The following is a 26,103-nucleotide window of genomic DNA, read 5'->3' as shown; positions in this document are numbered from 1 at the left end:
GTTTTTGTGGTTTCAATAGTTAATGTAATCGATTGCACAAATGTAAAAGAATTAAAATAATTTCAAATTAATTTATTAAATATTTATGTTTTAAACTTTTGATATCTAGAATTGTAAATTTTGTTTTAACAGCAATAATTTGCAAAACAATCTGTGATAATGTTTTAGAAAACAAAAAAAGGTTTTAAAATTAAAAGCAGAATTTTCATGCTAAATACATATATTTGATATGCCAGTTTAAAACATATCAATGAAAAAATTTAATGAACAATCTACCTTAAATCTTTTTGAGAAAGGTTTGATTACAGAAAATCAATTCGAAGAAGTTAAGACCTATCGAAACCTAAATATCTTTTCGTTAAATGCAGAATTAAAGCTATTTCTTTATTTGTCAGTATTGTTATTTACTTCAGGAATTGGAATTCTGATTTATGAAAATATTGATACAATTGGACATATCGCCATTCTATCATTGCTTTTAATAGTTATTGCAGTTTGTTTTTTTTATTGTTTTAAATATTCTAAAGGTTTCCAGAAAGGCGAAGTTACTTTTGAGCATCCGGTTTTAGAATATCTGGTTTTGGCGGGAAACATTCTAACTTGTATCTTTATCGGATATCTACAATTTCAGTACAAACCTTTTGGAGATCACTACGGGTTGGCTACTTTAATTCCAACAATAGTAAGTTTCTTTTGTGCTTATTATTTTGATAATAGAAGTGTCTTGACTATTGCTGTTACAGGTTTAGCGGCGTATGTGGGACTTTCGGTTACACCACAGGATATATTTAATGACAGTAATAATTTGTACGCTAGCCAAAGTTTGAGTTATTCTGCAGTAATGTTAGGGGTTTTGTTGGTTTTGTGGACTATTTACAGCCATAGAATTTCGCTCAAAACACACTTTAGCTTGGTTTTTCTGACTTTTGCATTGCATATTGTAAGTATCGCTGCAATTAGTAATTTGACAGGTTATGATACTTTAATATGGATAATATTTGCTTTGATTTTAGCTGGTTCAACATATTATTTTTATAAAGCCAGCTACGAATATAAAGCAATGTCTTTATATGTATTTATGATTGTGTATGCTTACATCGGCGGAAATATTGTTTTGTTTAGAATTTTTGAAAACGTTGATTTCTCTGATGTTTGGGAATTGCTTATTTTTCTATTGCCAGCATATTTCATTGGCTCAATTGTAATGTTTATTAAATTAATTAAAAACTTCCATAAAGTTATTGCAGAATGATAGTATACAACAAACAATTATTAGATAATGAGGCTTTAACAGATGAAGCAGATGCTTTATTTCAAGGTGGTTTTATAAGTAAAGATCAGAAGAAATTTATAGAAAAGGAATTACCAGTTTTAAAAAGCCAAAGTAATATTTTAGTTAGAATAGGATTCTTTTTACTTGGTTGCTTGTTATACGGTTCAATTTGCGGAGCAATTTCTTTGTTTGGACTAAGCGCTGAGAATGCATTTTTTAAAATCTGCTGTTATATTTTTGCTGCAATTGGATTTGTGGGAGTAGAATTGCTTGCCAATCTGGAGTATCATAATCACGGTTTAGACGATGCTTTTATATTGAATGCACTTTTATGCTTAGGCGCAGCAATAGGAATAACAACAGAAGGGTACGAAATGGTAATTGCTTTTTTTGTTGCAATTGGATCGCTTTTTATGTTTCTAAGGTATTTGCATGTGCTGTCAATGCTTGTGTTTTGCCTTTCAGCAACTGCTTTTTTGTTTTGCGGAATGTTTGAATTTGGAGATATAGGAAAAGCAATTTTGCCATTTATAGCAATGATTTTTGCGGCTGTATTTTATTTCTTGACAAAAAAAAGGATGAATTGTTTAAACGAAAGCTATTATTACAATGGACTTTTGTTAGCTAATAGTTTTTGTTTGGTGTTATTTTATCTTTCTTGCAATTATCTGGTGGTAAGAGAACTTTCTGCAGCGCTTTTAGATGTTGAAATAAAACCAGGAACCGATATTCCGTTTGCATTTTTCTTTTATGCATTTACATTTCTTGTTCCGATAGTGTATCTAATTCAGGCTTTAAAAACAAAAGATAGAATAATGCTTTGGTTGAGTTTTTTAGCGGTCGCATTTTCAATTTATACGATTAGATTTTACCATTCCGTTTTGCCAATCGAAGTTGCGCTTACATTGGGAGGGATAATTCTTTTTGCAATAGCTTATTTTTCAATTAAAAAATTAAAAGAAAAAGAGAGTGGATTAACCTTTAAGCCAGATAGAATTAACCATTCAGATAGCCTATTAAATGCAGAAGCTTTAGTTGTAGCTTCAACTTTCGGTATGAAACCAGGAGTTAAAACAGATTCTCCAATGGAATTTGGAGGAGGAGGTTTCAGTGGAGGAGGCTCTGAGGGAAGTTTTTAATAATGTAAAATGTAAAATGTAAAATGCAATAGGTAAAGTGTTTTACTTCTCACATTTGACATTTTACATTTCACAAAAAAAAACATTATACTTTACTCTTCAATGCTTCTGCATCAATATCACTGTGCGAAACATCGTAAACTGCTTTTCCGTTTTTGATTAAAATCAATTGTGGAGATTCGTGATATACTCCAAATCTGCTAGCAATTTCATTTGAAATGTCTCTATGTGCGATCAAGTCCAAAAAGTAGGCATCAACAACACCCTCAAGATCAAATTCTCTTTCAAATTGTTTTAAGGCCATTCGACTAATGCTACATCTTGTGCTATGTTTGAAAATTACAACTGGTTTTTCATTTGAAATGGCTTCAATTTCCATTAATTGAAGAATATCTGTTAATTCTGTCCAGTTAACTTTACTTTTTGCTGCTTCTGAGTTCTCTGAACTTCCGAAGATTGAATTAAAAAAACTCATATTTGGCTTGCTTTATGACTTTTTGACGTGTTAAAACGATAAAATCTTGATTTTAACCGTCATTTTGTCTGTTTTTTTACTGTGGAATATAATTTGTCTATTAGAATACAAAGTTAAATTATTTGAGTTAACTATTTACCTCAATAAATCGTAACTTTAATCCTATTTAATTTATAAAGTTAAATCAATCAAAATCAGAAAGATATGAATATAAATAAGTTTACTATTAAATCGCAGGAAGCCATTCAGTTGTCTCAGCAGTTAGCACAACGAAATGGCCAGCAGCAAATTGAAAATGAGCACATTTTCAAAGCAATATTTGAAGTTGATGAAAACGTGGCGCCATTTATTCTAAAAAAATTGAATGTAAATGTGCCGTTGTTTTTGCAAATTTTAGACAGTACAATTCAGAGTTTTCCAAAAGTTTCTGGAGGAGATGTTATGCTTTCTCGAGACGCGAACAAAGCTTTGAATGAAGCTGAAATCATTGCACAAAAAATGAACGACGAATACGTTTCGATCGAGCATTTAATTTTAGCCATTTTTGACTCAAAAAGTAAAGTTTCTCAGATTTTAAAAGATCAGGGAGTTACAGGAAAAGGTTTGAAAGCGGCTATTGAGGAACTTAGAAAAGGCGAAAGAGTAACTTCGGCATCGGCAGAAGAAACGTATAATTCGCTTAATAAATTCGCTAAAAACTTAAACGAATTAGCTCGTACAGGAAAATTAGATCCAGTTATTGGGCGTGATGAAGAAATTCGTCGTGTATTGCAGATTCTAACTCGTAGAACAAAAAACAACCCAATGCTTATTGGGGAACCTGGAGTTGGTAAAACTGCAATTGCAGAAGGTTTGGCACATAGAATTGTGGATGGCGACGTTCCAGAAAACCTAAAAGATAAAATCGTTTTCTCTCTAGATATGGGAGCTTTGATTGCCGGAGCCAAATATAAAGGAGAATTTGAGGAACGTCTGAAATCAGTTGTAAAAGAGGTTACCGCCGCAGATGGAGATATTGTTTTGTTTATTGATGAGATTCATACGCTTGTAGGAGCGGGTGGAGGTGAAGGCGCGATGGATGCGGCTAACATCTTGAAACCAGCTTTAGCTCGTGGAGAATTGAGAGCGATTGGTGCTACAACTTTAGATGAATATCAAAAATATTTCGAAAAAGATAAAGCGCTTGAAAGACGTTTCCAGAAAGTTCTTATTGATGAACCAGATACAGAAAGTGCTATTTCGATCTTGCGTGGTATCAAAGAGAAATACGAAACACACCACAAAGTTCAGATTAAAGACGAAGCAATTATTGCTGCGGTTGAACTTTCGCAAAGATATATCACCAATCGTTTCCTACCAGATAAGGCGATTGACTTAATGGATGAAGCGGCTTCTAAATTGCGTATGGAAATCAATTCGAAACCAGAAGAGTTAGATGTTTTGGATCGTAAAATTATGCAGTTGGAAATTGAAATTGAAGCCATCAAACGTGAGAAAGAAGAGAGCAAGCTGAAAATTTTGGGTATGGAATTAGCCAACCTTAAAGAAGAGCGCAACGAAATCTATGCAAAATGGAAACAGGAAAAAGATATCGTTGACGGAATTCAGGCTGTAAAACATGAAATTGAAGACTTTAAATACGAAGCAGAACGTGCAGAACGTGAAGGCGATTATGGAAAAGTAGCTGAGATTCGTTATGGAAAAATAAAAGAAGCACAGGAACGTCAGGAAAGTCTGCAAAAACAGTTGTTGGAATTTCAATCTGGAAACTCTTTGATCAAAGAAGAAGTAACAAGAGAAGATATTGCAGAAGTTGTAGCAAAATGGACAGGAATTCCAGTAACCAAAATGCTTCAGACAGAAAGAGAAAAATTATTGCACCTTGAAGACGAATTGCACAAACGTGTAGTAGGTCAGGAAGAAGCGATAGAAGCGGTGAGTGATGCTGTTCGTAGAAGCCGTGCCGGTTTACAGGACATGAAAAAACCTGTTGGTTCATTCTTATTCTTAGGAACAACCGGAGTTGGTAAAACGGAGCTAGCAAAAGCATTGGCTGAATATCTTTTTGATGATGAAAACGCTATGACTCGTATTGATATGAGTGAGTACCAAGAACGCCACAGTGTGAGCCGTTTAGTTGGTGCACCTCCAGGATATGTAGGTTATGATGAAGGAGGTCAATTGACAGAGGCTGTTCGTAGAAAACCTTATTCTGTTGTGTTGCTAGACGAGATTGAAAAAGCGCATCCAGATACTTTCAATATTTTATTGCAGGTTCTAGATGAAGGTCGTTTGACAGACAACAAAGGGCGTCTGGCAGATTTCAGAAATACGATTATTATTATGACCTCAAATATGGGAAGTAATATCATTCAGGAGAAATTTGAAAACCTAAAAGGAGGTGTTGAAGCGGCAACAGAAGCGGCTAAAAACGAAGTTTTAGGATTATTAAAACAAACTGTTCGTCCTGAGTTTATAAACCGTATCGATGAGATTGTAATGTTTACACCGCTTACAGTAGAGAACATCTCAAGAATCGTAAACTTACAGTTAAAGAGTGTTACAAAAATGTTGGCTTTGCAAGGCATTACAATGGATGCAACTCCAGAAGCTATTGCTTACTTGGCCGACAAAGGTTACGATCCGCACTTTGGGGCAAGACCTGTAAAACGTGTAGTTCAAAGAGAAGTTTTAAATCAATTGTCAAAAGAGATTTTGGCAGGAAATATTACAACAGACAGCATCATTTTATTGGATGCTTTCGATGGCAAACTGGTTTTTAGAAACCAGACAGTTAAATAATTATTTTTTTAGTTAATCTTGAAAAAGCATCAGTGTCAAAGCTGGTGCTTTTTTTTGCCGTAAATTCTGAAACTTTTAGTCTGATTGTTATAACAATTCTTTTTGAAAAAATATTCAATTTTAAGTTCATAAAAATCAGCAAATTATTAATTTAAAAAATAGAGACATGAATAATATTTTCAGAGGATTATTAGCAGGATATGGAGCAAAGAAGTTAGGTGGCGGGTGTTTCGGAACCATTATAGTTTTTATCATTCTTTGGGTTCTTTTAGGACAATGTAATTAAAGATTCTAGTACAGAAAAATACGAATAAAAAGATAAATTTTGATGCAATATAATTGGGCAGATTAAGGCAAAATGTCTAGATTCGCATCACTAAAAATAAATTTAAAAAATGGGTTCAGGTTTTTTCGCTCTATTAGATGATATCGCAGCAATTATGGATGATGTTGCAGTAATGAGTAAAGTTGCTGCAAAAAAAACAGCCGGAATTTTGGGCGATGATTTAGCTGTAAATGCAGAAAAAGCTTCTGGATTTGCATCTTCACGAGAGTTGCCTGTTTTATGGGCAATTAGTAAAGGTTCGCTTCTAAATAAAATAATTATTCTGCCAATTGCTTTTTTATTAAGTGCGTTTTTTCCAGTTGCCATCATGATAATTTTAGTTTTGGGAGGATTATTTTTAGCATATGAAGGGGCTGAAAAAATCTACGAATTTATTGTGCCTCACAAACACGAAGAATCGGAAGGAATAACTGATGAAGTATTGACAGAAGAAGAAATTTTAGTAATTGAAAAAGAAAAAGTGAAATCGGCAATTGTTACTGATTTCATTTTATCAGTCGAAATTGTAATTATTGCTTTGGGAACCGTAATTGGAAAACCATTGTTGTCACAAATCATTACCGTGTCCATTATCGCTTTAATTGCTACGGTTGGAGTTTACGGAATTGTAGCGCTTATTGTTCGTATGGATGAAGTTGGTTTTAAGATGATTCAGCACAGTAAAAAAGAAAAAAGCCTTTTAAAAAGTGTTGGAAATGTATTGGTTCAAGCGCTTCCAAAAGTAATTAAAGCACTAACGGTTATCGGAACTATTGCGTTGATTTTGGTTGCTGGCGGGTTATTTGTACATAACATCGAATTTTTTCACCACCTTTTACCAAACTTCCCATCAATTATAAAAGAATTTGCAATCGGACTTATAATGGGCTTTATAGTTTTGGCAATTGTAAATCTCTTCAAAAAGATTTTTCAAAAGAAAACAGCATAATTTTACATTAAAATATACTTTAACGAAAACATCAGCTCACAGCTGATGTTTTTTTTTTTTGGAGCAGATTGATTCATTTTAAAGCCTCTCTATGTACTATGTTTTTGTTTCGGATTGCTATCATAACTGCTACAAAAAGATGCCATTTCTAAAGGGGTTGTTTAATGTTATTTTTGTTTTTATAGGAAATAACAGTAATTTTTAAATATTTTTTTATAAAATAAATTACTGATTTATAGTTGTTTAATGATACGTTGTAACTTTTTAACATTTTTTATAAGCAACCTTTGCAACCAAGGCGCGTCTTCATAGTAATTAACAATTAATTATTATTTTATATGAAAAGTTTTAGATTAAAAACAGCTTTAGTAGTATTATTTTTATCAATTGGATTTGTTTCTTGCAGTAGCGACGATGATAAAGTAGAATCGACAGTTAAAACAAAAACAGCATTTGTAACCGAAATTAAAGGTCCAGAAACTGGAAAAGTAAATGAGGAATTAAGTTATGACGTGACTTTTATTGTAGATAACGCTTGTGGAGAATTTGATAAAATTAGCGAAACAACAATTGGTACAGACAAAGGATTGCAAGTTATAGCAAAATACGCTTCAGATGTTTGTACACAGCAAATTCCAGATCCTAAAAAAACAGTTTATAAATTTAAATCTGCTGAAAAAGGAACTTTTGAAATTAAATTTAAGAAATCAGAAACTGAATTCCTTACTCAAAAGGTAGTGATCGAATAACAACTTGTTTAGTTGATATTTTTTTAGGTTGAAAGCCATTTTGCGGAAGTTTTATTTTAAACGGACGTGAAATGGTTTTTTAATTTGAGGAATTGGTACTGATTTATTAGTTGTTATATAAAAGTTATCTACTTTGACATTCCTTTAAAAAGTATTATTTTTGCACTCTAAATTTTATGTCATGCCGAAAAGAAAGTATAAAATATCAGTAATTCAGTTAAATCTGAATGATGTTGCCGAAAATAATGTTAAAAAATGTATCAGCTGGGTAAGAGATGCTGCAAGTCAAGGTGCAGAAGTTATTTTATTACCTGAATTATATAGCAGTCATTATTTTTGTCAAAGTGAAGATGTAGATAATTTTGCATTAGCAGAGCCACTTTACAGCACTTCATTTATTGCATTCAGCGAGTTGGCAAAAGAATTAGGAGTAGTAATTATTGTTCCTTTCTTCGAGAAAAGAATGGCAGGAATCTATCATAATAGTGCTTATATCATTGATACTGACGGAACAGAGGCTGGTTTATACCGTAAAATGCACATTCCAGATGATCCTCATTTCTATGAAAAATTCTATTTCACTCCAGGTGATTTAGGTTTCCAGGCAATCGAAACTAAAAAAGGAACTGTTGGAACTTTAATCTGCTGGGATCAATGGTATCCAGAAGCGGCTCGTATTACAGCGCTTAAAGGAGCAGAAGTTTTATTCTATCCGACAGCAATTGGATGGCATCCAAAAGAAAAAGAGCAATATGGAGAGAATCAATATGGTGCTTGGATGAACGTAATGAAAGGTCATGCAGTAGCAAATGGTGTTTTCGTTGCAGCAGCAAACCGAATTGGTCTTGAAAAATACCTTGAAGGAACAGAAGGAATTCAGTTCTGGGGAGCTTCTTTTATTGCGGGACCGCAAGGAGAAATTTTAGCTCAGGCTTCTCATGATAAAGAAGAAATCTTAATTGCTGAGGTTGATTTAGATCTTCAGGAAAATGTTCGTCAAAACTGGCCGTTCTTTAGAGACAGAAGAATTGACGCTTTTGGAGACATTACAAAAAGAGCAATTGATAAATAATTTGATTTATCTAAAACATATAAAAAGGACAAAATATACATTTTGTCCTTTTTTTTGTAAGCTTCGGAGAAGCGAAATATTTATAACACCTCAATAAAACAAAATGATAAAGCTCCAGTGGAGCGACATGCATTAGATTGTAAAAGAACATCTCGCTCTTCTGGAGCTTTATATCGTAAACGTATTTTTTTTTGCTATAAATATTTGGCTTCTCCGAAGCTTTAAATAAGTATTCAAAATTATTTTTTATAATAAAAAGGAGCTATTTCAACACGAAATAGCTCCTTTTCTGCTTTTAGCTTTATATATAGATTACTTTACTTGGAAAGTAACTCGTCTCACGATTTGACGTGCTTCTTTAGAGCTTTTGTTAACAGAAGTATCTTCTCCGTTAGCAATAACATTCAATCTTGAAGCATCGATTCCAGCATTAACGGCTACTTTTTTCACAGCTTCAGCTCGTTTTCTAGATAATTCAGTGTTGTAGCTTGAGCTTCCAATTTCATCAGCATAACCAATAATGTCGGCAGATTTTCCAGGGTTGTTTTTCAAGTATTTCACTAAGAAATCAACACCAGATAATGAAGCGTTTGTTGGTTTAGACGAATTGAAATCGAAATAAACATTTACATAGCCACCGTTGATTAATTCTTCAACTGTATTGTTTGTAGCTGTTCCAGCACCTTTTCTCTCGTAAGTTTTGTCTAAGTAGCTTTCTAACTCATCTGGGACACCATTTTGATTGGTATCAATAGATTGTCCTTTTGTATTAACAGCAACTCCTGCAATACTGTTTGGTTCTAAATCGTATAAATCAGCAACTCCATCTTTGTCTGAATCTATAAGACCAGTTTCGATTAAGTCAACTCTTTGTTCCAATTCACTGATTCTATCTTCTTCACCAACCCAGTCAGCATGTTTTTGGTTTTTACCTAGGTAGAAAGTTAAACCTATAGAAGCATTTAATAAAACGCCATCAAAAGAACCTGTGGTAGTATTTCCCATTCCGTCAAAGTTCCAGTTTTGTCTTCCGTTAACAATTCCGGTAAGATCACCTGTCAATGCTACTCGGTCGCTTAATCTAATTTGTCCTGTTAAACCAGCAATTCCGTGAGCCATGTAATCTTGTCCGCCAAATCCTGTTTCAGTACTAATTTGCGAAACCCCAAAACCACCATGCGCCAAAAGACCTATTGTGTTTGTCCAAGTTTCAAAATTTAAAGCACGTCCAACATTGATAACCCCTTGTAAACTCGCTCTAACGTAGCGGCTTTCAAAATCTGGAGTATCTTTTTTCTCTTTGAATTGATCGTAACCAACATCTAATTTTACCCCAAACTTTGGACTAAACATATATCTTACACCCAAATCTCCGTGAAAAAAGTTTAACGATTCTGTAGTATAACCTGGAGTCATTGTTCTGGTTGGTTTGTTAACCCCACCATTAAGTTCGATCGACCATTTGTTGTATTCTTGATCTACATTTGGTTTTGTAGAAGTAGTAGCCATATTTTGAGCACCTGCAGCAAATGATAGTAATAATAAGGATACTGATACTAATTTCTTTTTCATGATATCAAAAATTAAATTGTTTTTATTTTAAACTCTGAAACAAAATTAGAGGTCGAATTCTAGAAAGTGTTGTATATACCCTTACATAATTCCCATATTTTGGCTTTTAATTATGTAAATTCGTTAAAATAAGTACAATAGAAGGCAAAAAAAAGGACAAAATTCACATTTTGTCCTTTTGCTATCCTTAAAAAAGAGTTATTATTTTAAATCAGGCTGATAAATTTTAACAGATCCGTCTCCTTCGCTGCTTACTACCAACAAGCTTCTTTTTGTCGGACTTTTTGAAGCTGGAATAAAAAGAATACCTTCTGGAGCATCTCCTGTTTTCACAGTTTGCAAATACTGAGGAGAAGTTGGGTTTGTAGCATCATATACCATAAAAGCATCAGATCTTTCAAGTCCTACAAACAGAATATTTTGATTTCCCATTTTAGCCACAACTACAGCTTCTGGTTCAGAACCTTTATCATCACTTCTTTTATCATCATATGTGCCAATTTCGTTAGTCTTTTTGTCAACATCATTTTTGCTGTCAAAAACAATTTTCCCTGTATTTCCGTTCCAGATAGAAAAAGATCTTCCTCCAAAACTTACCATTTGATCTAAATCTCCATCTCCATCAGTATCTCCCATGTCAGCAACAAGATTTAATCTTCCTAAATTGGTGTCTAATTTTAAAGTAGCTGCATCAGGGAAAGCTGTTGCGTCAAGTGTCATGCTTTTCATACGCTTCACATCAGTGTAAGCAGTGTATTCTCTTGCATCACCTTCGTTAGCGGTTACAAAATAAGGAACATTGTTTACAGTATAATGGCTGATCGCATCTGGCATATACAATCCTTTTACTTTCCAAGGATTAAAAGCAATTTTATTATCGCTATCACTTACATCAATTGCGTTTTCAGCTGTGTTATAATCTTTCATTCCTAAAGGATAAATAGCAGTAATCGTTTTAGAAGTTAAATCGACTTTAGCGACACCATTGTTTTCCTGTAAGGTTACCCAAGCCGTTTTAGAATCGTCTGAAATTGTAATATATTCAGGTTCGATATCTTGAGCAAAACTGGTTTTAGCAAATTTTGAAATTCTGAAGCCATCTTTTACCAATGTCGCAGCCTGACCGGCAAATGAAGCGAAGTCTAAAGTTGTAACATTGTAAGTGCTTGTTTCAATAATAGAAACGGTTCCGTTTGGATCTTGTGTGTAATCTGTATTTGGCTCGCCTTCATTTGCCGTCATAATATATTTTCCGTCTGGAGAAAAAGTAATCATATCTGGCAAAGCACCAACCGTTACTTGTTTAATTAAGCTATAATCTGAAGTATTAAAAACAACTACTTTTCCGTTTCCTTGTTTGTTTACAGTAGATTCTAAAGCAACAGCCAGTTTTCCATCAAAAACAGAAACGCTATTTGCAGCACCTTCATAAGCAACTAAATCAATTTTTCCGATTTTAAGTGGTTTTGTGGGATCACTAATATCGATAACGTCAATTTGATTAACACCGCTATTGTTTACTGTAAAAAGTCTTTTCGTTTTTTCGCAATAAGCAGAAATTTCAGCAGCAGCTTCTCCGCCAATTGTAATCGAACCAATTTCTTTAAAAGTTCCTGGATTTTCGTTTACAACAACTTCTGGTTCGGTGTTTGAATTTTCATCATTGTTACAGCTTGCCAATAAAAAAAGAGCAGCTAATAATGAGAGAGATAAATTTTTCATGTGTTAGTTTTTAGTTTTGGCAAAAGTAATTCTGAGCTCTCTGTTAAATATTAAGTGTGTATTATTTAATCTTTAACTTAAATTTTGCAGGATAAGTTTTGTGAAATCACATAGGAATTTCAACCAAATGTTTTATAATCCTAACGAATGCTTATCTTTGCACTTTCTAAATTAGAACCTATTTATGTCAACAAATAATAGAAGATTTCCAGCAGAATGGGAAAAGCAACAAGGAATTGTATTGTGTTTTCCGCACAATGGTAACGATTGGCCAGGAAAATATGAAGCCGTTCAATGGGCTTTTGTAGAGTTTATTAAAAAAGTAGCCACTCTTGAAACTGTTTTTTTGCTTGTAGCCGATGAAAAACTGAAAGAGAAAGTTGCTGATATGCTTGAAAGAGCTCGCGTTAATACTGAAAACGTTTCTTATATTGTTCATAAAACAAACAGAAGCTGGATGCGCGATTCGGGACCAATTATTGTAAAAAATGGTTCAAAAAGAGAAGCGCTTAACTTCAACTTTAACGGTTGGGCAAAATATAAAAACTATCAATTAGATAAATTTGTTCCTGTTAAAGTAGCTGATTTTATTGATGTTCCTTTAACTCAAGTAATGTACAAAGGAAAACCTGTAATTGTTGAAGGTGGGGCGATTGATGTAAACGGAAAAGGAACTTTACTGACTTCTGAAGAGTGTTTGATGCACCCAACAATTCAAGTAAGAAATCCTGGTTTTACAAAAGAAGATTACGAAGCTGTTTTTAAAGAATATCTTGGAGTTACCAATGTAATTTGGTTAGGAGATGGAATAGAAGGAGATGATACTCATGGTCATATCGACGATTTATGCCGATTTGTAAACGAAGATACGATTGTAACAATTGTAGAAACAGATAAAAACGATTCAAATTACAAACCTTTACAGGACAATTTGAAACGTTTGCAGAATGCTAAATTAGAAAACGGAAAATCTCCAGTTATTGTAGCATTGCCAATGCCAAAACGTGTTGATTTTGAAGATTTAAGATTGCCGGCAAGTTATGCTAATTTCTTAATTTTGAATAATTGCGTTTTAGTACCAACATTCAACGACAGCAACGACCGAGTAGCTTTAAACATATTAGCAGAATGTTTTCCAGATCGTGAAGTAATAGGTATTAGCTGTATCGATTTTATCTGGGGATTCGGAACTTTACATTGTTTAAGTCAGCAGATTCCTGCATAAAAATATTAATCACAGATTATAAAATAATCGTTTTGATATTTTTAATCTGTGATAAAATTATCAGATATTCAGAGACTTTCTTATATAGTTTAAGCTGTCACCAAATGTGGCAGCTTTTTTTTGTTGTATATTTAACAGACAGATTTGCCGTGTGTCCACACATCCTTCTTATATTCGTATGTTCAATAATGCAGAAATGCAGATCTAATTTTATATGAAGAAAATATTTTTTATCCTTTCCGTGCTTTCTTCCGGAGTTCTTTTTTCGCAGTCTGATTCACAAGACAAAAATGAACTTACATTTGCCACCTACAATGTAAGTATGGAATCTGACAATTATTCTCCCAAAGGTGCAATGGGAAAATCGGAGCAGATGTTGATTAATCAACTTAGTTTAGGGCATAATACTCAAATCAGAAATATTGCCCAGATTATTCAGACCGTTAGACCAGATGTTATTTTGCTAAACGAATTTGATTATATTAAAGACCCTGAACTTGGTGTAAAGGCGTTTATAAAAAATTATTTGAACGTCGGCCAAGGTGGAGCAGCCGCTATTGATTATCCTTATTACTATTATTCGACAGTAAATACAGGCCAGCCAAGTCCTTATGATTTGAACAATGATGGAAAGTTGGATAATTTTGGAAATGATGCATGGGCATTTGGCATGTATCCTGGACAATACGGGATGATGCTTTTATCTAAATATCCTATTGATGTTAAGGCTGTTCGTACTTTTCAGCATTTTAAATGGAAAGACATGCCGGGAGCATTGATTACCAAAAAAGCAGATGGATCGGATTGGTACAGTAAGAAAGCATGGAAGGAATTTCCATTATCTTCAAAATCTCACTGGGATGTTCCTGTAGAGATTGGGAATAAAACAGTTCACGTTTTAGTCAGTCATCCAACTCCTCCTACTTTTGATGGAGATGAAGATCGAAACGGAAAAAGAAATCATGATGAAATCCGATTCTGGAGAGATTATATTTCAGACAATTCTGCTTCGTATATTTACGATGATAAAGGAGTAAAAGGAGGTTTGCCTCCAGATTCTCGATTTGTCATCATGGGTGATCAAAACGCTTCGCCAGTTGAAGGAGATGCTATGAGAGAAGGTATAAAATCCTTAATAGAAAGTCCGAAAATTAATAGCGACTTTACGCCTGCTAGTAAAGGTGGTGCTGAATTTAGTCCTAAAAATCCTTTTGGAGTTAATCATACGGCTTTTTGGAGAATGCGAGCTGATTATGTATTGCCATCCAGACTTGGTTTTAAGGTTGTTAATAGCGGTGTATTCTGGCCTGCAAAAGGTGAGGCAATGTCAGAATTGGTAGAAAAACGAGAATCAAGCTCAGATCATCGTTTGGTTTGGGTTAAGGTGGTTTTAGAATAAATAGCTTTTTCTTTCAACTTTTTCCAGATTAAATATAAAGCATAAAAAAAACCTTGGATTTCCAAGGTTTTTTTGTTTTTCTATATCTCTTCAGATTGCTCTGCTCTTCATTGTCTCGTAAATGGAGGTAAAAGCTGGCTTGAAACTTCTCCAAATCCAATTCTTACTTCGTTGTTTTCACAGAAACCGCGAATAATAACAGTATCATTATCTTCAATAAATTTACGTTCACTTCCGTCACTTAGTTTAAGCGGATTTTTTCCTCCCCAAGTTAATTCCAGCATAGAACCAAAACTATCAGGAGTTGGGCCAGAAATAGTTCCAGAACCCATCATGTCTCCAGAATTCACGCGACATCCATTTGAAGTATGATGCGTTAATTGCTGAGCCATAGACCAGTACATGTACTTGAAGTTAGATTTTGAAATTATCGTTTCTTCTTGATTTTCTGGTTGTAAAGAAACTTCTAAATGAATATCAAAAGCTTTTTTTCCTTTTGTTTGCAAATACGGAAGCGGAGACGGATCTTGTTTTGGTCCTTTAGTTCTAAAAGGTTCCAAAGCATCCATAGTCACAATCCAAGGCGAAATTGAAGTAGCGAAGTTTTTAGCTAAGAATGGCCCTAGAGGCACATATTCCCATTTCTGCATATCTCGCGCACTCCAGTCATTTAGTAAAACCATTCCGAAAATATAATCTTCAGCTTCATAAGTTGAAATATTCTCGCCCATTACATTTACATCTGTAGTAATAAAAGCAGTTTCTAATTCAAAATCTACTAAACGAGATGCTCCGAAAACTGGTGTATCATGTCCAGCGGGTAAAGTTTGTCCCATTGGTCTGTGAACTGGAATTCCAGAAGGAACAATTGTAGAGCTTCTACCGTGATATCCAACCGGAATGTGTAGCCAGTTTGGCAATAAAGCATTATCTGGATCACGGAACATTTTTCCTACGTTTGTAGCATGTTCTCTACTTGAATAAAAGTCAGTATAATCACCAATTAAAACTGGCAATTGCATTTCTACGTCTTCGATTTTAAATATAACAATATCGCGATGTTTTGTTGTATCTCTTAATTGAGGATTAGTTTCGTCGAAAATCTCAGCAATGCGATTTCGCACCAGGCGCCATGTTTTTTTTCCATCAGAAATAAAATCATTTAGCGTATCCTGCATAAACATATCATCGGTTAATTCTATTCCTTCAAAATAATTTAATTGCTGTAAAGCTCCTAAATCTATGGCATAATCGCCAATTCTTGTTCCTACAGTAACGACATTTTCTTTGGTAAGAAATACACCGAAAGGAATATTCTGAATAGGGAAGTCGCTATTTTGTGGCACTTCTAACCATGATTTTCTATTGGTATCGTTGGCGGTTATTGGCATGTTTAATGTTAATTGTTTGTTGAAAAATTACATGTCAAATATATCATAATCTAGCTGTTTGACAAACGTTTTTTTGTATTTTTGCGTGAAATTAACGAAAAACAAAAAAATGCAACGCGACGAACAAATTTTTGATCTTATCCAAGAGGAGAAAGAAAGACAAATTCACGGACTAGAGCTTATTGCTTCTGAGAATTTTGTAAGTGATGAAGTAATGGCAGCAGCAGGGTCTGTTTTAACTAATAAATATGCTGAGGGTTATCCTGGCAAAAGATACTACGGCGGTTGCGAAGTAGTGGACGTTATTGAGCAGATTGCAATTGACAGAGCTAAAGAATTATTTGGAGCTGAATATGCAAACGTACAGCCTCACTCAGGTTCTCAGGCAAATACATCTGTTTACCATGCTTGTTTAAATCCAGGTGATACTATTTTAGGTTTCGATTTATCTCATGGAGGTCACTTAACTCACGGTTCTCCTGTAAATTTCTCTGGACGTTTATACCGTCCTGTATTTTACGGTGTAGATGCTGAAACTGGTCGTTTAGATTATGATAAAATTCAAGAAATTGCAACTAAAGAACAGCCAAAATTAATTATCGCTGGAGCTTCGGCTTATTCTCGTGATATGGATTTTGCTCGTTTCAGACAAATTGCTGACAGCGTAGGAGCAATCTTATTTGCTGATATTTCTCACCCAGCAGGTCTTATTGCAAAAGGATTAATGAACGATCCAATTCCTCATTGCCACATTGTTTCTACAACAACTCACAAAACATTGAGAGGACCGCGTGGAGGTTTGATTTTAATGGGTAAAGATTTCCCAAATCCACAAGGATTAACAACTCCAAAAGGAGAAATCAGAATGATGTCTTCATTATTAGACTTAGCTGTTTTCCCTGGAAACCAAGGAGGACCTTTAATGCACATTATTGCGGCTAAAGCAGTTGCTTTTGGAGAAGCATTAAAAGATGATTTCTTTACTTATGCAATGCAATTAAAAAAGAATGCAAATGCAATGGCTGATGCTTTCGTAAAAAGAGGTTACAATATTATCTCTGGCGGAACTGATAACCATATGATGCTTATTGATTTAAGAAACAAAGGTATTTCTGGTAAAGAAGCTGAAAATGCATTAGTAAAAGCTGAAATTACAGTAAATAAAAACATGGTTCCTTTTGACGATAAATCTCCATTTATCACTTCTGGAATTCGTGTTGGAACAGCTGCAATCACAACTCGTGGTTTAGTTGAAAAAGATATGGAAACTATTGTTGAGCTTATTGATAAAGTTTTATCGAACCATACAGATGAAGCAGTTATCGAAGAAGTGGCTGAACAAGTAAATGATATGATGAGCGAAAAACCGATTTTTGCGTATTAAGAAATAGTTTCAAGTTTAAAGTTTCAAGTTTAAAGTTTTACGCTGTCCGAAAAACAGTTTGAAACTTTAAACTTTTTTAGTTCCTAAAAGAACGTGAAACCTGAAACCTGAAACAAAATAAACAAAAGACTATGGGCGTATTAAGATTACAATTGCCAACCGACCCAAGATGGGTAAATATTGTTGAGAAAAACATTGAAGAGATCTTAACAGATCACGCTTGGTGCGAGCAAAAAGCAGCAACAAACGCAATTACAATTATCACAAACAATTCTGAACATCAGGATTTAGTGAAAGATTTATTGGCTTTAGCCAAAGAAGAAATCGATCATTTTGAGCAGGTTCATAATATCATCATTAAACGTGGATTGAAATTAGGACGTGAGCGTAAAGATGATTACGTAAACGAACTTTACCAATATATGAAAAGAAGCGGCGACGGAAGCCGTGTTTCTGGACTTGTAGAAAGGTTATTGTTTTCAGCTATGATTGAAGCACGAAGCTGTGAACGTTTTAAAGTGCTTTCTGAAAATATTAAAGATGAAGAATTAGCGCTTTTCTACAGAGAATTAATGGAAAGTGAAGCAGGACATTACACTACTTTCATCACATACGCACGTAAATACGGAACAGGAATCGATGTTGAAAAACGTTGGAGAGAATGGCTCGCTTTTGAAGAATCAATCATTACCAATTACGGAAAAGGAGAGACGATTCACGGGTAGTTTTTGATTTTGTTTATTTTGTTTGCTTCGCCAATTCGGCTAAAGCCTCGTGTCAGGTTTCAAGTTTCAAGTTTGTTAGGCTGAGCGAAGTCGAAGCCTGCGCAATGTATTTCTCAGTTTAAAAAAAATCCGTTTTCATCCGCGTTTTTGCGAAAGCGAATGTTTCATCCGCGTTACAATTTATGCATTTAGATTTAATCTAAAATCTGCATTCTTTGAAATGAATTTTAATCAGCACTTTCGCAAAAGTGAATTGATAATTGTTCAAAAGTTCGAGTTTTTGTTAATCTAAAATCTAAAGTCTACAATCTAAAATTCCTTACATTTGAGAGTAACCAAAATCTCGAACTATGAGAATAGAAATGGACCTCAAATTGGGTTTTAAAGACGTAATGTTTAGACCTAAAAGATCAACGCTTAAAAGTAGATCTGAAGTTTCCCTAGAACAAAATTTCAAGTTTTTGCATAGTGCTGCAAATTGGACGGGTATTCCGATTATGGCCGCCAATATGGATACTGTTGGAACTTTTGAAATAGCAAAGGTTTTGGCACAAGAAAAACTTTTTACGGCCATTCATAAACACTACACTTTAGAAGAGTGGAATAACTTTCTAAAAAATGTAACTCCAGATTTCTACAATTATATTGCCGTAAGCACTGGGACAGGAAAAGAAGATTTTGAGAAAATAGAAACAATAATTACTGCAAATCCTGCATTGAAATTTATTTGTATTGATGTTGCAAACGGCTATTCAGAACATTTTGTTCAGTTTTTAAAGAAAACCCGAAAACAATATCCAGACAAAATAATTATTGCTGGAAATGTAGTTACTGGCGAAATGACTGAAGAACTACTTTTGGCAGGAGCAGACATTGTAAAAGTCGGAATTGGACCTGGTTCTGTCTGTACAACGCGTGTTAAAACAGGTGTTGGTTATCCGCAGTTATCGGCCATTATCGAATGTGCCGATGCAGCGCACGGTTTAGGCGGTCATATTATCAGTGATGGCGGTTGTACAACTCCAGGCGATGTGGCGAAAGCTTTTGGTGCAGGAGCCGATTTTGTAATGTTGGGAGGAATGCTCGCAGGACATACAGAAAGCGGCGGTGAACTAATAGAAGTCAAAGGAGAAAAATTCAAACAATTTTACGGAATGAGTTCAAAAACCGCCATGGATAAACATTCCGGCGGTGTTGCAGAATACAGAGCAAGTGAAGGAAAAACAGTTCAAGTTCCGTTTAAAGGAGATGTCATTCATACTGTTTTAGATATATTAGGCGGAATAAGAAGCACATGCACTTATGTTGGAGCTTCAAGATTAAAAGAATTGACTAAACGAACGACTTTCATCCGCGTAAGCGAACAGGAAAATCAAGTTTTTACTAAATAAAAATATATTTCAAAATACATTATGATTAGCATTTCAGAAGCAGGGTTAGGTGATATCTCTACAATTCAGAAAATTACAAACATCACTTGGCCTATTACTTACGGTGAAATTTTATCTAAATCGCAATTAGATTATATGTTAGGTTTGTTTTATTCTAATGAAGCTTTGGCAAAACAAATTGAGAATAAAGAACAATTATTCTATCTTATTTTAGATTCTGAATCTACAATTGGCTTTATAGGAATTGAGCATCATTATAAAAATGAAGCCATTACGAAAATTCATAAAATCTACTTGTTACCAGAAACACAAGGAAAAGGTTATGGAAAAAAAGTATTTGATTTTATAGAAAAACTGGCTTTAGAAAACAATTCAAAACAATTGTCATTGAATGTAAACCGATTTAATACAGCATTGGATTTTTATAAAAAAATAGGTTTCGAAATTAAAGAAACCGTTGATATAGAAATTGGGAATGGATATTTGATGGAGGATTATGTGATGGGAAAATCAGTCTCAACGTAATTTTTTAGCATTTTTGTTATTTCGACGAAGGAGAAATCTTCGTAAGAAGCTCTATAAAGATTGGCTTTTCGTTGCGGAGTTACTCGCGAAGATTTCTCCTTCGTCGAAATGACAAACTATGCGTTAATTCACAACCACATCATGCGTAAACAATAATCCCTTCACTTCCTTCAAAGAAAAAATAGCTTTCTTCAATTTAGTTTTAGAAGGATCAATCGTATAATTATAACTGGTTCTAAAATCAGCTTTGTTAGCGATGGCTTTGTTGAATTCAGAACGATATAAGTCACAATTATCGAAAATTACGCTCGTTAAATCTGCGGCCATAAAATCTACGGCTATTAAACTGCAATTGGTAAAAGGAGTTCCTTTCAGTTTTAAAGTATAGAACTTAGAAAAATCGAGGATGCAATCATTAAACTGAACTTCAAAAATTAGTTTGTCGCACATAGCGAAATTCACTTCTTTAATTTCACATCGATTAAAAGTAACAGTTCTTAATGCCACATAATTAATTTTTGCTTCGCTGAAAATACAGTCATTAAAAATACAATCAATGAAAGTAACGGCTAAAAACGTGCACGCAGAAAAGTTACAATTGTTAAAAACGCAAGATTCAAAGTCTTTAAAATTCAAATCGTCTTTGGCGTAAACAATTGTATTGTATTCTTTATCAAGAAAATATTCGCTTTCTTTTTTCAACCCTTTTCTATAATTATTTGAAGGTGAAAAGGTAATAATTTACCATAGAATAATGGGAACAAATTATAAATGATTTTGATTTCATTCACATTTTTAATCGGTAAAATGCTGTAGCTTTACACTTATTTTTTTAAGTCAAAACATATCAATTTTATTATATGGAACCAACAAGAAAGGAACATGATTTTTTAGGAGAATTAGAAATTCCGAATCATTTATACTACGGAATCCAGACTTTTAGAGCTGTAGAAAATTTCAATATTACAGGAATTCCGATTTCAAAAGAACCTTTATTTATCAAAGCTTTAGGATATGTAAAAAAGGCTGCTGCTTTAGCCAATAAAGATTGCGGCGCAATTGATTCTAAAATTGCCGAAGCAATCTGTTACGGAAGTGATCAGGTCATTGCGGGCAAATTTGATCAAGAATTTGTGAGCGATTTAATTCAGGGTGGAGCAGGAACTTCTGTAAACATGAATGCGAACGAAGTCATTGCTAATATTGGTTTGGAATATTTAGGGCATAAAAAAGGCGAATACAATTTTCTTCATCCAAACAATCATGTAAACTGTTCTCAATCGACAAATGATGCTTATCCATCGGCTTTTAGAATTGCTTTGTATTTGAAAATGGAAAGTTTTATTAAAACTTTAGCAGGTTTAGAAGTTGCTTTCGCCAAAAAAGGAGAGGAGTTTAAAGAAGTTCTGAAAATGGGAAGAACGCAATTGCAAGATGCGGTTCCAATGACTTTAGGACAGGAATTTAAAGCTTATGCCACAACAATTGGAGAAGATATTCAGCGTTTAAAAAATGCTCAGGAATTGCTCTTAGAAATCAATATGGGAGCAACAGCCATTGGAACAAAAGTAAATGCTCCAGAAGGTTATCCAGAAATCTGCGTAAAATATTTGGCAGATGAGGTGGGAATTCCGTTAACACTTTCCCCAGATTTAATTGAGGCAACGGTTGATACAGGCGCTTACGTTCAGATTATGGGAACTTTAAAACGTTCTGCGGTTAAGATTTCTAAAATCTGTAATGATTTACGATTATTAAGTTCAGGGCCAAGAACAGGTTTTAATGAAATCAATCTTCCAGCGCGTCAGCCAGGGTCATCTATTATGCCAGGAAAAGTAAATCCGGTAATTCCAGAAGTGGTAAATCAGACTTGCTTTTATGTAATCGGTCAGGATTTAACGGTGACAATGGCGGCAGAAGCGGGACAATTGCAATTAAATGTAATGGAACCTGTAATTGCTTTCGCAATGTTTACTTCGTTGGATTATCTTTCAAATGCTATTCAGACTTTAATCGATAAATGTATTAACGGAATTACAGCAAATGTGGACCATTGCTATAATATGGTGATGAACAGCATCGGAATTGTAACGCAATTGAATCCAATTTTAGGTTACGAAGAAAGTGCGAGTATTGCTGGAGAAGCTTTAAAAACGGGTAAAAGTGTACATCAAATTGCAGTTTTGGAAAGAAAGCTGATTACACAAGAAAAATGGGATGAAATTTATTCTCTTGAGAATCTGATTCACCCAAAATTTATTACCAAGTAATATTTGAGATGATATTTCCAAGCCGTCAAATTTATTTTTGACGGCTTTTTTTGTTAAAATATTTTTGAATTAATTAGTTTTAGTTCGTAAGATGTTGAAAATAAGACTTATATTTACAGTAGGATTAAGCTTTTATCTATAAAACTAAACTTTGTAAATGGTAATTTTTTTTAAAAATAATGCCGATAAGTACAAGTCTAAAATCTTAGGATTATTGCTTCTTATTTCTTTTAATTTATTCGCTCAAGAGGAAATTCAAAGTCCTGAAATTCAAAATCCAAATATTTGTCTTCCCAAAACAATATTCGATATTTTTAAAAAAGATGATGATGCGCTAGTCGTTAAACCTACAAAAAACAATTTCTTTTTAGTAATTCCAGCAATAGGTTCTCAGCCTGCAACTGGTTTCTTTTTTGGAGCCGTTGCCCAATATACTTTTAAAGGAAAAGAAGAAAAAGACAAATATTCGATTGCTAATATCGGAATTACTTACACTCTTAAAAATCAGTGGTTAGTTAATGTAAAAAATAATATTCTGCTCAAGAATAATAAAATCTTTCTGAGCGGAGATTATCGTTTATATCTGTTTTCACAACCCAATTATGGGTTAGGAACCGATATAATTCCGCCAAGACGTGACCGCCCGTCTGGATTTAGTGTCGATTCGCTAGCTCAGGATATGGATTATAATTATTTCAAGTTCCATCAGACAGTTTCTTTTGAAGTTAAGGAAAACTATTATGTTGGAGGAGGAATTAATATTGATTGGTATTCAAGCATTGATGACAAAGAACTAGATATTGATACAGGAAGTTATACTTATCATTATAATTACAGTCAGAAATATGGTTTTGATCATAATGAATATTTCTTGAATGGAGTAAGTCTTAATTTAGTTCACGATTCACGAGATAATCAGGTAAATGCATCAAAAGGTTGGTTTGCCAATATTAATTATAGATTTAATCCAGTACTGTTTAATAATCAGGAATATAGTAATGTTTTGTTTGCAGAATACCGTCATTTTATTCCTGTTTCGCATAAGAATCCGCGTTATATTTTGGCAATTTGGACTTATGGACAGTTTGTGACTAGAGGAAAAGTTCCGTACTTAAACCTGCCAGCAATTGGCTGGGATCAGCGTAGCAGAAGCGGGGAAGGGTATACGCAGGGATTGTTTAGAGGAAATGGGTTGGTTTATTTATCGACAGAATTTCGATTTCCAATTACCTGCAACCAATTGCTAAGCGGTACTGTTTTTACCAATTTTGTAACGACGAGTAATTCTGATAATGATCTTAAATTATTCAAATCCATTCAGCCCGCAGCAGGCATTGGTTTAAGACTTTTAATTGATAAAGCATCCAAAACCAATCTGATTTTCGATTATGCTTGGGGTAATAATTCTAAAGGATTTTATTTGAATGCTGGAGAAACTTTTTAATTTTAAAAAATTTAGGCACAAAATAATAGTAAAAAGCAGGCTATCGAGTCTGCTTTTTTTATTGTTCACAATAAAATCATAATTTGTAAAGTTGTTTAAAATTATTTTAAATAGTATTCTTATTTTTGTTGTATATACAAACTTCTTAATATGAAATTACTGATAGTCGAAGACGAGCCAAATCTATTATCGATATTACGAAAAGGTTTTGCAGAAAATAATAATGAAGTAAGCGTTGCTATGGATGGTCAAACTGCGATAGAAATGATTCATAATTATACTTTCGATGTTGTAATTTTAGACGTTATGCTTCCTGATGTTAACGGAATCGAAATTTGCAGAAGACTTCGGGCAGCTAAAAACTTTGTGCCCATTTTACTTTTAACGGCTCTTGGAACTTCAGAAAACATTGTAACTGGTCTTAATTCTGGTGCAGATGATTATCTGGTGAAGCCTTTTAAATTTGGTGAATTAGACGCTAGAGTAAATGCTTTATATAGAAGATCACAGCAGGAAACAGAAAAAATAGACACTATCACAATTGCTGATTTAGAAATAAACGGACGCGCCAAAACAGTCAAAAGAGATGGCGAGAATATTGTATTAACTGCTAAAGAATTTAAACTGCTATACTATTTAGCTAAAAATACTGGGCGTATTGTTTCGCGCGATCAGATTTTGGACAATGTTTGGGATATTAATTTTGATATGAATACCAACGTTGTCGATGTGTATATTACGTACTTAAGAAGAAAGATAGATAAGCCTTTTTCAACCAAACTGATTCATACCATGAAGGGTTTAGGTTATGTAATTAAGCCATAATATGGATATTAGAAAAAAAATCACTTTCAATTATGTTGCCCTTTCTACATTTAGCACTTCGCTATTGTGTATTATCGTATTTTTTCTTTTTAGAGAAAACAATCGATATCACTTTTTAAAGCGATTAGACGATAGAGCAAAAATTGTCGCTTCAATTCATTTTCAAAAAGACCCAGAGAAAATTAAATATTATAAAAATCTTCAAAAAAATGGTCTTGAAGAATTAATTGAAGAAGAAGAATATGTATTAAAAATAAATAGCCATAATAGTTTTGATTATAATACTAATCTCAATCTTCCAAACACCTTTTATACCAATATCTTAAGAACGGGAAAAGATTCTTATGAAAGGGATAATAAATATTATTTAGGACAGATTTTTCAAGAAAACAATCAGAAATATATTGTGATTGTTGGTGCGAGAGACCGCAAAGGTAGAGATACAACCGTTTATATTGTCAAAATTATGCTTTTTGGCGGAATTGGATTTGTAATTCTTGCTTTTCTTTTAGGACGATTTCTAGCAAAACGTGTTATTAATCCTGTCGCGAGAATTACTAAAGAAGTAAAAAGAATTAGTGCTTCTAATTTACATAACCGTCTTCCCGAAGTTAAAAATTCTGATGAAATATCAGATTTGACCAATACGTTCAATAATATGTTGGATCGATTGGAAACTTCTTTTGAAATTCAGGCTAACTTTATCAATAATGCTTCTCATGAATTAAAAACGCCAATTACAACCATTATTGCCGAATCTGAGATTATGCTGCTAAAAGAGAGAGAAAAGCATGAATATGTAGAATCTTTACAAAATATTTACAGCCAAGCTTCTAGATTAGGAAACTTAACAGAAAGCCTTCTTAAATTGACGCAGACAGGATATGACGGACAAAAACAAGTTTCAGATATTGCCCGAATGGATGAATTGTTATTGGATGTAAAATCAGATTTAGATAAAATTTATCCAGATAACCGCGTAAGCATTAAACTTAATTTTGCTCCAGAAGATTCTAATCTATTATTGTTACCATGCAATAAACCACTTTTAGAATTGGCTATTAATAATATTATTACTAATGGGGTAAAATATTCAGACAACAACGAAGTCTTTGTAAATCTTACAGCCAATAAAGAAATGATCAAAATCACGATCAATGATATTGGTATCGGAATTCCGCCAGAAGATATTCCGCATTTATATGAGCCTTTCTTTAGGGGCAAAATTGCGGCTAAGTATATTGGCTATGGTTTAGGATTGCCCTTAGCGTCTAAAATCATTAGAATGCACGATGGTGAACTTCAAGTACAGTCAGAACAAAACAAGGGAACAATCGTTACGATCATCTTCAAAAAAGGCAACATTAAAAAATCTAATGTTTAATTTTAGAAAATTCTAATTTTAAATTAATTAAGGTCTAATTTGCGGACAGTTATTTTGTAGGT

Annotated in this window: 21 protein-coding genes; 16 read left to right on the top strand and 5 right to left on the bottom strand. The window is 33.7% G+C overall.

The window, feature by feature from the left end:
• Positions 1-250: 250 nt before the first annotated feature.
• Together AAYQ05_RS11010 and AAYQ05_RS11005 are read left to right on the top strand one after the other, a co-directional pair.
• Positions 251-1,252 carry a DUF2157 domain-containing protein gene (locus tag AAYQ05_RS11010; protein ID WP_343543320.1) on the top strand — a complete coding sequence of 334 codons (1,002 nt, stop codon included), beginning with the start codon at positions 251-253 and terminating at the stop codon, positions 1,250-1,252.
• Entirely contained in the window at positions 1,249-2,412 is a 1,164-nt protein-coding gene (locus AAYQ05_RS11005; RefSeq protein ID WP_343543318.1) for a hypothetical protein, read from the top strand. Before AAYQ05_RS11010 ends, AAYQ05_RS11005 begins: the two co-directional genes overlap by 4 nt.
• A gap of 85 nt (positions 2,413-2,497) precedes the next feature.
• Here the strand turns inward: AAYQ05_RS11005 and ytxJ are convergent, their stop codons facing one another.
• Entirely contained in the window at positions 2,498-2,887 is a 390-nt protein-coding gene (ytxJ, locus tag AAYQ05_RS11000) for a bacillithiol system redox-active protein YtxJ (RefSeq protein WP_343543316.1), read from the bottom strand.
• A gap of 204 nt (positions 2,888-3,091) precedes the next feature.
• Between ytxJ and clpB the strand changes: the two genes are divergently transcribed.
• The 4 genes from clpB to AAYQ05_RS10980 all read left to right on the top strand — a co-directional run bounded on the left by clpB (position 3,092) and on the right by AAYQ05_RS10980 (position 8,784).
• Positions 3,092-5,689 carry an ATP-dependent chaperone ClpB gene (gene clpB, locus AAYQ05_RS10995; protein ID WP_281632211.1) on the top strand — a complete coding sequence of 866 codons (2,598 nt, stop codon included), beginning with the start codon at positions 3,092-3,094 and terminating at the stop codon, positions 5,687-5,689.
• Between the two features lie 395 nt (positions 5,690-6,084).
• A complete protein-coding gene (locus tag AAYQ05_RS10990) occupies positions 6,085-6,963 on the top strand; it encodes a DUF808 domain-containing protein (RefSeq protein WP_343543315.1) in 879 nt (292 codons plus the stop codon).
• Between the two features lie 338 nt (positions 6,964-7,301).
• On the top strand, positions 7,302-7,712 hold the full coding sequence (locus AAYQ05_RS10985) for a hypothetical protein (RefSeq protein WP_343543314.1): 411 nt from the start codon (positions 7,302-7,304) through the stop codon (positions 7,710-7,712).
• Positions 7,713-7,893: 181 nt separating this feature from the next.
• On the top strand, positions 7,894-8,784 hold the full coding sequence (locus AAYQ05_RS10980; protein ID WP_343543313.1) for a carbon-nitrogen hydrolase: 891 nt from the start codon (positions 7,894-7,896) through the stop codon (positions 8,782-8,784).
• Between the two features lie 312 nt (positions 8,785-9,096).
• Here AAYQ05_RS10980 and AAYQ05_RS10975 read toward each other — a convergent pair whose 3' ends face one another.
• Positions 9,097-10,356 (bottom strand): OmpA family protein, encoded by a 1,260-nt coding sequence (locus AAYQ05_RS10975; protein ID WP_343543311.1) that lies wholly within the window; start codon positions 10,354-10,356, stop codon positions 9,097-9,099.
• A 201-nt stretch (positions 10,357-10,557) separates the two neighbouring features.
• Positions 10,558-12,078 carry a choice-of-anchor I family protein gene (locus AAYQ05_RS10970; protein ID WP_343543310.1) on the bottom strand — a complete coding sequence of 507 codons (1,521 nt, stop codon included), beginning with the start codon at positions 12,076-12,078 and terminating at the stop codon, positions 10,558-10,560.
• Between the two features lie 184 nt (positions 12,079-12,262).
• Between AAYQ05_RS10970 and AAYQ05_RS10965 the strand changes: the two genes are divergently transcribed.
• Both AAYQ05_RS10965 and AAYQ05_RS10960 read left to right on the top strand, forming a co-directional pair.
• Complete coding sequence (locus AAYQ05_RS10965) at positions 12,263-13,303, top strand: agmatine deiminase family protein (protein WP_343543309.1); 1,041 nt, start codon at positions 12,263-12,265, stop codon at positions 13,301-13,303.
• Between the two features lie 214 nt (positions 13,304-13,517).
• Positions 13,518-14,702, top strand: a complete 1,185-nt coding sequence (locus AAYQ05_RS10960; RefSeq protein WP_343543307.1) for an endonuclease/exonuclease/phosphatase family protein — start codon at positions 13,518-13,520, stop codon at positions 14,700-14,702.
• A gap of 107 nt (positions 14,703-14,809) precedes the next feature.
• On the opposite strand, the gene fahA is transcribed toward AAYQ05_RS10960, so the two are convergent.
• Positions 14,810-16,093: a fumarylacetoacetase gene (fahA, locus tag AAYQ05_RS10955; protein ID WP_177209956.1), complete on the bottom strand. Its 1,284-nt coding sequence runs from the start codon at positions 16,091-16,093 to the stop codon at positions 14,810-14,812.
• Positions 16,094-16,202: 109 nt separating this feature from the next.
• Between fahA and glyA the strand changes: the two genes are divergently transcribed.
• The 4 genes from glyA to AAYQ05_RS10935 all read left to right on the top strand — a co-directional run bounded on the left by glyA (position 16,203) and on the right by AAYQ05_RS10935 (position 20,118).
• Positions 16,203-17,477, top strand: coding sequence for a serine hydroxymethyltransferase (glyA, locus tag AAYQ05_RS10950; RefSeq protein WP_281632219.1), 1,275 nt, complete (start codon positions 16,203-16,205; stop codon positions 17,475-17,477).
• 131 nt (positions 17,478-17,608) lie between these two features.
• Positions 17,609-18,202, top strand: coding sequence for a MiaE family protein (locus AAYQ05_RS10945; RefSeq protein ID WP_057122755.1), 594 nt, complete (start codon positions 17,609-17,611; stop codon positions 18,200-18,202).
• A gap of 350 nt (positions 18,203-18,552) precedes the next feature.
• Positions 18,553-19,593 (top strand): GMP reductase, encoded by a 1,041-nt coding sequence (locus AAYQ05_RS10940; protein WP_343543304.1) that lies wholly within the window; start codon positions 18,553-18,555, stop codon positions 19,591-19,593.
• Positions 19,594-19,614: 21 nt separating this feature from the next.
• Complete coding sequence (locus AAYQ05_RS10935; protein ID WP_343543303.1) at positions 19,615-20,118, top strand: GNAT family N-acetyltransferase; 504 nt, start codon at positions 19,615-19,617, stop codon at positions 20,116-20,118.
• Between the two features lie 123 nt (positions 20,119-20,241).
• Here AAYQ05_RS10935 and AAYQ05_RS10930 read toward each other — a convergent pair whose 3' ends face one another.
• Positions 20,242-20,820: a pentapeptide repeat-containing protein gene (locus tag AAYQ05_RS10930; protein WP_343543302.1), complete on the bottom strand. Its 579-nt coding sequence runs from the start codon at positions 20,818-20,820 to the stop codon at positions 20,242-20,244.
• A gap of 158 nt (positions 20,821-20,978) precedes the next feature.
• Here AAYQ05_RS10930 and aspA point away from each other — a divergent pair, with 158 nt between their 5' ends.
• From aspA to AAYQ05_RS10910, 4 genes are all read left to right on the top strand, one after another.
• Entirely contained in the window at positions 20,979-22,388 is a 1,410-nt protein-coding gene (aspA, locus tag AAYQ05_RS10925) for an aspartate ammonia-lyase (protein ID WP_177209949.1), read from the top strand.
• Positions 22,389-22,545: 157 nt separating this feature from the next.
• Positions 22,546-23,832 (top strand): BamA/TamA family outer membrane protein, encoded by a 1,287-nt coding sequence (locus AAYQ05_RS10920; RefSeq protein ID WP_343543298.1) that lies wholly within the window; start codon positions 22,546-22,548, stop codon positions 23,830-23,832.
• 150 nt (positions 23,833-23,982) lie between these two features.
• Positions 23,983-24,657, top strand: coding sequence for a response regulator transcription factor (locus AAYQ05_RS10915; protein WP_343543296.1), 675 nt, complete (start codon positions 23,983-23,985; stop codon positions 24,655-24,657).
• Position 24,658: 1 nt separating this feature from the next.
• Complete coding sequence (locus tag AAYQ05_RS10910; protein WP_281632225.1) at positions 24,659-26,041, top strand: HAMP domain-containing sensor histidine kinase; 1,383 nt, start codon at positions 24,659-24,661, stop codon at positions 26,039-26,041.
• The last annotated feature ends 62 nt before the right edge of the window (positions 26,042-26,103 follow it).

The organism is Flavobacterium movens (genome assembly GCF_039581425.1).
GTDB lineage: Bacteria > Bacteroidota > Bacteroidia > Flavobacteriales > Flavobacteriaceae > Flavobacterium > Flavobacterium luteolum.
This window is presented reverse-complemented; position numbering and strand designations above follow the sequence as displayed.

Bases quoted from the DNA above. Each gene is read 5' to 3' on its own strand.
- AAYQ05_RS11010 (WP_343543320.1), top strand. From the start codon at position 251: ATGAAAAAATTTAATGAACAATCTACCTTAAATCTTTTTGAGAAAGGT.
- AAYQ05_RS11005 (WP_343543318.1), top strand. From the start codon at position 1,249: ATGATAGTATACAACAAACAATTATTAGATAATGAGGCTTTAACAGAT.
- ytxJ (WP_343543316.1), bottom strand. From the start codon at position 2,887: ATGAGTTTTTTTAATTCAATCTTCGGAAGTTCAGAGAACTCAGAAGCA.
- clpB (WP_281632211.1), top strand. From the start codon at position 3,092: ATGAATATAAATAAGTTTACTATTAAATCGCAGGAAGCCATTCAGTTG.
- AAYQ05_RS10990 (WP_343543315.1), top strand. From the start codon at position 6,085: ATGGGTTCAGGTTTTTTCGCTCTATTAGATGATATCGCAGCAATTATG.
- AAYQ05_RS10985 (WP_343543314.1), top strand. From the start codon at position 7,302: ATGAAAAGTTTTAGATTAAAAACAGCTTTAGTAGTATTATTTTTATCA.
- AAYQ05_RS10980 (WP_343543313.1), top strand. From the start codon at position 7,894: ATGCCGAAAAGAAAGTATAAAATATCAGTAATTCAGTTAAATCTGAAT.
- AAYQ05_RS10975 (WP_343543311.1), bottom strand. From the start codon at position 10,356: ATGAAAAAGAAATTAGTATCAGTATCCTTATTATTACTATCATTTGCT.
- AAYQ05_RS10970 (WP_343543310.1), bottom strand. From the start codon at position 12,078: ATGAAAAATTTATCTCTCTCATTATTAGCTGCTCTTTTTTTATTGGCA.
- AAYQ05_RS10965 (WP_343543309.1), top strand. From the start codon at position 12,263: ATGTCAACAAATAATAGAAGATTTCCAGCAGAATGGGAAAAGCAACAA.
- AAYQ05_RS10960 (WP_343543307.1), top strand. From the start codon at position 13,518: ATGAAGAAAATATTTTTTATCCTTTCCGTGCTTTCTTCCGGAGTTCTT.
- fahA (WP_177209956.1), bottom strand. From the start codon at position 16,093: ATGCCAATAACCGCCAACGATACCAATAGAAAATCATGGTTAGAAGTG.
- glyA (WP_281632219.1), top strand. From the start codon at position 16,203: ATGCAACGCGACGAACAAATTTTTGATCTTATCCAAGAGGAGAAAGAA.
- AAYQ05_RS10945 (WP_057122755.1), top strand. From the start codon at position 17,609: ATGGGCGTATTAAGATTACAATTGCCAACCGACCCAAGATGGGTAAAT.
- AAYQ05_RS10940 (WP_343543304.1), top strand. From the start codon at position 18,553: ATGAGAATAGAAATGGACCTCAAATTGGGTTTTAAAGACGTAATGTTT.
- AAYQ05_RS10935 (WP_343543303.1), top strand. From the start codon at position 19,615: ATGATTAGCATTTCAGAAGCAGGGTTAGGTGATATCTCTACAATTCAG.
- aspA (WP_177209949.1), top strand. From the start codon at position 20,979: ATGGAACCAACAAGAAAGGAACATGATTTTTTAGGAGAATTAGAAATT.
- AAYQ05_RS10920 (WP_343543298.1), top strand. From the start codon at position 22,546: ATGGTAATTTTTTTTAAAAATAATGCCGATAAGTACAAGTCTAAAATC.
- AAYQ05_RS10915 (WP_343543296.1), top strand. From the start codon at position 23,983: ATGAAATTACTGATAGTCGAAGACGAGCCAAATCTATTATCGATATTA.
- AAYQ05_RS10910 (WP_281632225.1), top strand. From the start codon at position 24,659: ATGGATATTAGAAAAAAAATCACTTTCAATTATGTTGCCCTTTCTACA.